Genomic DNA, 7,408 nt, shown 5'->3' on the forward strand with positions numbered 1-7,408 from the left:
CGCCCGGCCCCGCCCTCGTTTCCCCGGCCTCCGGCGGCTCCCTGATCGACTTCGTTTGCGGTGAGCGGGGCTGTCCCGGGCCGGGGAGGACGCGATCTGCCGCGATTCGTTGGCGTCGGGGTGGTCGACCTTGGTCGGGGACGGCCCTCGGCGCGCTGACCCCTTCGGACGACTTGCGGTCGAGCACGTGGGAGCCCGGCTCCCACGTGCCCATCGCTGACCCGCTGCCACCCCTCGTCCCTGTCGCTCAGGTCAAGGAAGGGGTAGACACCACTCTCCTCGCCGAAGTCGTAGTGAAGCTTGAGGGTCTACCGCTGGTGGTCCACCACCAGGTCTTGGGCGGGCTGGGCGTGCGGCGTGGTCTCGTCTCGACGGTCATGGGATTGTCGTGGGCCGCGCATGATCAGCAGTGGTGCGGCGACGCAGGCGGTGGCGACGAGGATGCCGAAGGCGACGGTCAGGGCGGTGGTGTAGCCGTGTACCGACGCTGCGCCCGGCGTGGCTGCGGTCGTTGTCCGCAGGTATGCGGCGGTGGCGCTGGTCGCGATGGTGTTGAGCAGTGCGATGCCGAGCGCGGCGCCGAGTTGCTGAGCGGCGTTGTAGGTTGCCGATGCGGCTCCGGTGTCGTGTCCGCGCATGCCCGTGGTGGCCAGGATGGCGGTGGGGGGAATGACGCAGCCGAGACCGAGTCCGGTGAGGACCATCGCGGGCGCCAGGTACAGCGGCAGGACGTCGGTTGTCTGTGCGGTCAGGCGGGTCAGGATGAGCATTCCGGCGGCGGCAGCGATCAGACCGGGCAGGATCAGCGCTGCGGGCGACACGCGTCCGTACAGCCTGCCGGCGATGAGTGTCGAGCCGACCAGGGCGGCCAGCGCGTTGATGATCAGCGTCAGGCCGGCCTGGACCGGTGAGTACCCGAGGACCGCCTGGGTGTAGTAGCTCATGAACAGGTAGAAGCCGAACATCGCCAGGAACATCAACGTGATCGAGATGAACGCGCCAGCCCGAGCACGGTGCACCAGCACGCGCATCGGCAGCAACGGCTCAGGTGCCCGCATCTCGACGACGACGAACGCCGCCAGCAGCAGGACGCCGCAGGCCAGCAGGCCCAGTACCCGTGGCGAGTCCCAGCCGTGCGGTTCGGCCTCGTTGAACGCGTAGACGGACGCGACCAGGCCCGCGACGCTGAGCAGCGCGCCCGGCAGGTCGAGCCGTCCGGCGCCCCGGATCGGGCGGTCCGGGGGGACGAATATCGTGCCGAGCAGTGCGAGCAGGGCGATGGGCACGTTGATGTACAGGCACCACCGCCAGCTCGCGTACTCGGTCAGCAGCCCTCCCGCGATCAGGCCGACCGCCGATCCCGCCGCGCCGATCGCCGCGAAAACGCCGAACGCCCGACCACGTTCATGCGTCTCGGTGAACGTGGTCGTCAACAGCGACAGCGCGGCCGGCGCGAGCAGGGCAGCGAACACGCCCTGCGCGGCCCGCGACCCGATCAGCATGCCGGGATTGACCGAGAGCCCGCCCAGCGCGGATGCGGCGGCGAACCCGACCAGGCCGACGATGAACGCACGCCGATGGCCCAACGCGCCGCTGATCCTGCCGCCCACCAGTAGCAGTCCGCCGAACGCCAGCAGGTAGGCGGTGATCACCCAGTGCCGGCCCGCGTCGGAGATGCCCAGCGCGTGCTGCGCGGAGGGCAAGGCGATGTTCACGATCGTTCCGTCCAGGACCACGAGAAGCTGAGCCGCGGCCACGACCGGCAACGTCCACCATCGAGCAGAGTTCTGCAAAGCTTGCACCACCCGTCTAACGCAGTACGAGACCCCCTAACAGCGTTAGGGATGGCTATCAACGTACTACACTCCTCGGTGCGGTACGGCGACACGCATCGGATGAGGGGAGCCCGTGGCTGACAAGCGCGAGCGTCGAGACGGCGGTGAACTCCGTAGCGTCTGGCTGCGCCCGCGTCGCACCTCCAAGGAGGAGCCGCCACTGTCTCTCGCACGGATCGTCGTGGCGGTAATCGCCGTTCTCGACGAGGAAGGCATTGAGCGGCTGACCATGCGCCGACTCGCCGAAAGGCTCGGGGTCATGGCCCCGTCGCTGTACTGGCACGTGGACACCAAGGACGACCTCATCGACCTCGCCGTCGATGCGATCTTCGGTGAGCAGTCGCCCCGGGGCCAGGGCAGTCTCCACTGGCGTGAGGACGTCATCGCGGTACTGTCCGCCTGGCGCGCCACGCTTCTGCGTCACCCGTGGGCCGCCGCCGTCCCGGCACGCCGACGGCCAGCCATCGGCCCGAACTTCCTTGCCCAGATGGAGATCCTGCAAGCGACACTCGCCTCCGCCGGATTCACCGGGGTTCGCCTGTCCGCCGCAACCTGGGCACTTTACAACCACGTCATGGGATCCGCGTCGACCGAATCGGCCCTGCAGATCACCGACGAGGAACGCCGAGTAGGCCAGGAACTGCTACGAGCCCACCGTGACCGCTACCCGACCCTCGCAGCGCAGGGCTACCTCTACGACGACGACTGGGACGGCAGCTTCACCACCGGCCTGACCTATCTGCTCGACGGACTCCAGGCACAGCTCGACCGGACCGCATGAGGAACCGTGTCACAGTGACCAAGCGCACCTGGGGCGCGCGGGCGGACGGTTCGCGAACTTGCCGCAGCGGCTGCATTCCACTTCACGGAATTTGCCGGCGCAGGTGCGGCAGACCCGCGCTCCGTCGCGGTACCCGACCAGCGCACCAGTGAGCTGCTGGAGAAGGTCAGGGGGTGGGGTCGGGCAGGTCGAGCCACATGAGGATCTCGTCCCGGTCGTCGCCAGGGGCCACCCGTAGCGCGCCCGGCAACCGCCCCACCTCCCGGTAGCCGAGCCGGCGGTAGAAGTCCTCCAGGCCCAGCCCACCCCGGACGGTGACGTGCAGCGCCCGCCAGCCCAGCTCAGGCGCCCGACGCGCGGCCTGCCGCATGATCGCCGCGCCGTACCCGCGCCCCTGCGTCTTCGGGTGCACCATGACCCGCTTGAGGGTGCCCCAGTGTGCCTTCAGGCGGAACCGGTTGTCCGTCAGGACCAGCACCACGAGGGGCTCGCCGCCCACGTAGCCGACCAGCAGCCGGTCCGGGCCGTCGACGACGTCGCGGAAGGTCGCCTCGGCGACCGGGCGGACGTCGTCGACGGTGACCGGGGCGACGAAGCCGACCGCGCCGCCGGCGTTGGTCACGTCCACCCACAGCTCCGTGAGCTGCTGCCGCAGCGCGGGGGTGAGATCGGGGTCGAGGACGAAATGCAGACTCACACCGCCATGTTGATGGACCAGCCCGATGTCAGGCCCTGATCGTGACCAGCACAACAGGCTGCCCGAGCGCAGCGACCGCCAGTTCGTCGGTGCGGGAGGGGGGTTTCGAACCCCCACGTCCTCTCGGACACAGGCTCCTAAGGCCTGCGCGTCTGCCGTTCCGCCACTCCCGCCGATGCGCTGAGTCTAGAGCCTTCCGCGAACACGGTGTGAGGGCCGGCGGGTGCGCGCCCCCCACCTGCTGCACCGTGTCTCCGGCTCGGTGGCCGACAGCGGTCGTGCAGGGCAGCGATGGGCCTGGACCGGCTGGTCGGCCGTCACAGAATCTCCGGGGCCGGGGTGCGCTTGTTGCGCCCGGCGTACGTGGAAGTCTGGCTGTGGCAGTTCGGGCGGAGCAGTCGCAGGTTGGGCGGCCGGTTGTCGAGGAAGTCGCCGCTGACGTGATCCACGTGCAGGGTCAACGGGCGGCCCCGCCAGGTCGACCCGACGTCGCACCCCTCACACCGCTCGGGAACGCCGATGTCGGCCAACGCCCACTTGAGCCTGGTGCCCGGGGTGCGGCGTGACCCGGGCGGCAGGGGCACCAGCAGTTGCCACGACGTGGTCCGACGGATGCCACGCCGTCCCCGCGTGTGGGCGCTTCCCGTGAAGTGGGAGGTGTCGATGCCGAAGCGTTTCAGCTGCCGGCTGATGTGCGCGTGCGAGCCGCCGCTGACACGCACCCCGAGCAGCCGCATCACCTCGGTGACGCTGTGCGCGGCAGCGGCTGCCTCGGCGAGGGCACGGGGGGTGTGCCGGTACCGGACCACGTACGCACGGTAGTGGCCCGGTGCGACCCTTTCAGTCCAGGCCGAGGTCGCGGCGCAGCTTGGCGACGTGCCCGGTGGCCTTGACGTTGTAGAGCGCCCGTTCGATCTTGCCGTCCGGGTCGATGACGAACGTCGAGCGGATCACCCCGGTGACGGTCCTGCCGTACATCTGCTTCTCGCCGTACGCGCCGTACGCGGTGAGGACCGCCCTGTCGGTGTCCGCGACCAGCGGGAAGGTGATGGCGTCGCGCTCGCGGAACTTCGCCAGCTTCTCCGGCTTGTCGGGGGAGATCCCGACGACCTCGTAGCCGGCGGACTGGAGGGAGGCGAGCGAGTCGCGGAAGTCGCAGGCCTGCTTGGTGCAGCCGGGGGTCATCGCGGCCGGGTACGCGTACAGGATGACCCGGCGGCCCCGCAGGTCGGCCAGGGAGAGCGTCCCGCCGCTGTCGGTGGGCAGGGTGAAGTCGGGGGCGGGGTCGCCGGGAGTGAGGCGGTCGGGCGCGGTCATGGCCTCGACCCTACCGCCGGGCCGGGTGGCGACCGTGGGGTGACGTGCCGCGCGGGTCGACCAGCCCGCGCTCTTGCCACAGCTTGGCAACAGCGACGGTGGGGAAATAAGCTCGGCGCGTGGAAACCCTGGCGATGCACATCTCGAACGGGATCATCAACGGTCCCGTGGCGGGGGTCTTCGCGGCCCTCGCCCTCGCCGCGCTGACCTTCTGCGTGCTGCGCGGCCGCCGTGACCTGGACGACCGACTGGCCCCGATGGCCGGCCTGGTCGCCGCCTTCATCTTCGCCGTGCAGATGCTCAACTTTCCGATCTTCACCGCCGGGGTGAGTGGGCACCTGCTCGGTGGCGCGCTCGCCGCGCTGCTGGTCGGCCCGTGGGTGGGCGCGCTCTGCGTGGCGGTGGTGTTGGTCGTGCAGGCCCTGGTCTTCGGTGACGGCGGCGTCGCGATGCTGGGCTTGAACATCACCAACATGGCGTTGCTCGGCACCGCGGCGGCGTACCTGCTGATCGCCGGCCTGCTCCGGGTGCTGCCCCGCACCCCGATCGGGCTGAGCGTCACCGCGTTCGTCTCCGCGCTGGTCAGCGTGGTGGCCGCGAGTCAGGGCTTCGTGTTCGAGTACTGGCTGGGCGGCACCACCGACCTGGGCGGCAACCTCGCCGGGTTGGCCGGCACGATGGCCGGCGCCCACCTGCTGATCGGCGTCGGCGAGGGCCTGATCACCGCGACGACCGTGGCCACCGTCGCGAAGGTCCGACCCGATCTGGTGTACGCGCTGCGCGCGCTGAAGCCGGCCGCGCCGGCGCCCGTCCCGGCCGTCGGAGGTGTCCGGTGAGGACGCGTACCTGGGGTTTCGTCGCGGTCGGCCTGTTGGTCGCGCTGCTGCTGGCCGGGGTCGTCAGCAACTACGCCTCGTCCCAACCGGACGGTCTGGACTCCGCGCTGCTCAAGGGTTGCACGGTCGATCCCGAGGGAGAGATCACCGGCGGTTCCTGCCCGGCGCAGCAGGAGAAGGCCCACGAGGTGGGTGGGCCGCTCGCCGACTACGGGGTCGCCGGCATCGACAACGACTTCCTCTCCACCGCGCTGTCCGGGGTGCTCGGGGTGCTGCTGACCTTCGCGGTCGGCGGCGGTGCCTTCTGGCTGCTGCGCCGGCGTGACCCGGCCGGGTCCGGCGACGCCGGGGAGGCCGCGCGCGATGACCGGCAGCCCGCCGGCACGGCCGGCTGAGCGGGGTACGTCGATGGGAGCCGGGCACGCGCACGTGCTCTACCGGGAGGTGCCGTCGCCGGTGCACCGGCTCGCCCCGGAGGCGAAGATCACGGCGATGGTGCTGTTCACCGTCGCCGTGGTGGCCACCCCGCGCGAGGCGCTGTGGGCCTTCGCCGGGTACGCGGTGCTGGTCGCCCTCGTCGCCACACTGGCCCGGGTGGGAGCCCGTTGGCTGCTGTTGCGTTCGATGATCGAGCTGCCGTTCGTGCTCTTCGCCTTCGCGTTGCCGTTCCTGGGCGCGGGGGAGCGGGTCGAGGTCGTCGGGCTGAGCCTGTCCGTCGACGGCCTGTACGGCGGGTGGAACATCGTCGCCAAGGGCACCCTGGGGGTGCTGGCGTCGCTGCTGCTGGCGGCGACCACCACCACCCGGGATCTGATCATCGGCCTGGACCGGCTGCGCTGCCCGCAGATCGTCACCCAGATCGCCACCTTCATGCTGCGCTACCTGGACGTGCTGGTGGGCGAGGCCCGACGGATGCGGGTGGCCCGGGTGTCCCGGGGCGACGACCCGCGTTTCCTGTGGCAGCTGCGCGGGTTCGCGGCCGGGGTGGGGGCGCTGTTCCTGCGCGCCTTCGAGCGCGGCGAGCGGGTCTACCTGGCGATGCTGTCCCGGGGTTACTCGGGGCGGATGCCGGCGGTCTGGCAGGGGGCCGGCGCGGCCACCACCGGGCAGTGGCTGGCCGCGGCGACCGTGCCGGTGACGGCGGCCTTCATCGCCGTCACCGCGGTCGTCCTGACATGATCGGGTACGTGCAGACCGCTGTCTCCCTGGACGTCCGTGGCGTCCGGTACGCGTACCCGGACGGTCACGTCGCCCTGCACGGGGTGGGCCTGACCGTGCCGCGTGGCGAGCGGGTTGCCCTGCTCGGCCCGAACGGTGCCGGCAAGACCACCCTGGTGCTGCACCTCAACGGCATCCTGACCCCCGCCGAGGGCACGGTCAGCGTCGGTGGGTTGACCGTGTCGAGGGACCGGGACACCCTGGCCGAGATCCGCCGCCGGGTCGGGATCGTCTTCCAGGATCCGGACGACCAGCTCTTCATGCCCACGGTCGCCGAGGACGTGGCGTTCGGCCCGGCGAACCTGGGGTTGCGCGGGGCGGAGCTCGCCGAGCGGGTGGACGAGGCTCTCGACGCGGTGCGGATGGGCGCCCACCGGGACCGAGCCCCGCATCACCTGTCGTTCGGGCAGCGCCGCCGGGTGGCGGTCGCCACCGTGCTGGCCATGCGCCCGGAGATCCTGGTGCTCGACGAGCCCTCGTCGAACCTGGATCCGGCGGCCCGGCGGGAGCTGGCCGAGATCCTGCGCACCCTGCCGGTGACCCTGCTGATGGTCACCCATGACCTGCCGTACGCGGCGGAGCTGTGCCAGCGGTCGGTGATCCTCGACGCCGGCCGGATCGTGGCCGACGCCGCCACCGTCGACATGCTCTCCGACGCGGAGCTGTTGGCCCGGCACCGCCTCGAACTGCCCTACGGTTTCAGCCCGCAGTCCCTGCCCCGCCC

Annotated in this window: 9 protein-coding genes and 1 tRNA gene; 5 read left to right on the forward strand and 5 right to left on the reverse strand. The window is 71.0% G+C overall.

The features are described 5' to 3' along the window. Positions 1–308: 308 nt before the first annotated feature. Positions 309–1,757: an MFS transporter gene (locus E1193_RS28485; RefSeq protein ID WP_243707953.1), complete on the reverse strand. Its 1,449-nt coding sequence runs from the start codon at positions 1,755–1,757 to the stop codon at positions 309–311. A gap of 151 nt (positions 1,758–1,908) precedes the next feature. Here E1193_RS28485 and E1193_RS28490 point away from each other — a divergent pair, with 151 nt between their 5' ends. Then, on the forward strand, positions 1,909–2,616 hold the full coding sequence (locus tag E1193_RS28490) for a TetR/AcrR family transcriptional regulator C-terminal domain-containing protein (protein WP_132186259.1): 708 nt from the start codon (positions 1,909–1,911) through the stop codon (positions 2,614–2,616). A 166-nt stretch (positions 2,617–2,782) separates the two neighbouring features. Here E1193_RS28490 and E1193_RS28495 read toward each other — a convergent pair whose 3' ends face one another. From E1193_RS28495 to bcp, 4 genes are all read right to left on the reverse strand, one after another. Then, positions 2,783–3,313 (reverse strand): GNAT family N-acetyltransferase, encoded by a 531-nt coding sequence (locus E1193_RS28495; RefSeq protein ID WP_132186260.1) that lies wholly within the window; start codon positions 3,311–3,313, stop codon positions 2,783–2,785. Between the two features lie 90 nt (positions 3,314–3,403). Further along, a tRNA-Leu gene (locus E1193_RS28500) sits at positions 3,404–3,486 on the reverse strand. A gap of 144 nt (positions 3,487–3,630) precedes the next feature. After that, positions 3,631–4,122: an HNH endonuclease gene (locus tag E1193_RS28505; protein ID WP_207922904.1), complete on the reverse strand. Its 492-nt coding sequence runs from the start codon at positions 4,120–4,122 to the stop codon at positions 3,631–3,633. A gap of 31 nt (positions 4,123–4,153) precedes the next feature. Then, on the reverse strand, positions 4,154–4,630 hold the full coding sequence (gene bcp / locus E1193_RS28510; protein ID WP_132186261.1) for a thioredoxin-dependent thiol peroxidase: 477 nt from the start codon (positions 4,628–4,630) through the stop codon (positions 4,154–4,156). 119 nt (positions 4,631–4,749) lie between these two features. Between bcp and E1193_RS28515 the strand changes: the two genes are divergently transcribed. The 4 genes from E1193_RS28515 to E1193_RS28530 form a co-directional block, all read left to right on the forward strand. Further along, on the forward strand, positions 4,750–5,466 hold the full coding sequence (locus E1193_RS28515) for an energy-coupling factor ABC transporter permease (RefSeq protein ID WP_132186262.1): 717 nt from the start codon (positions 4,750–4,752) through the stop codon (positions 5,464–5,466). Then, on the forward strand, positions 5,463–5,861 hold the full coding sequence (locus tag E1193_RS28520) for a PDGLE domain-containing protein (RefSeq protein WP_132186263.1): 399 nt from the start codon (positions 5,463–5,465) through the stop codon (positions 5,859–5,861). The genes E1193_RS28515 and E1193_RS28520 overlap by 4 nt, the downstream gene beginning before the upstream one ends. Before the next feature lie 13 nt (positions 5,862–5,874). Then, positions 5,875–6,645 carry a cobalt ECF transporter T component CbiQ gene (gene cbiQ / locus E1193_RS28525; RefSeq protein ID WP_132186264.1) on the forward strand — a complete coding sequence of 257 codons (771 nt, stop codon included), beginning with the start codon at positions 5,875–5,877 and terminating at the stop codon, positions 6,643–6,645. Beyond that, positions 6,642–7,408: ABC transporter ATP-binding protein (locus E1193_RS28530; RefSeq protein ID WP_132186265.1), on the forward strand; the 767-nt coding region annotated here is incomplete at its 3' end. The genes cbiQ and E1193_RS28530, both read left to right, overlap by 4 nt.

Origin of the sequence: Micromonospora sp. KC606, assembly GCF_004348675.1 — a bacterium.
Taxonomy (GTDB): Bacteria; Actinomycetota; Actinomycetes; order Mycobacteriales; family Micromonosporaceae; genus Micromonospora.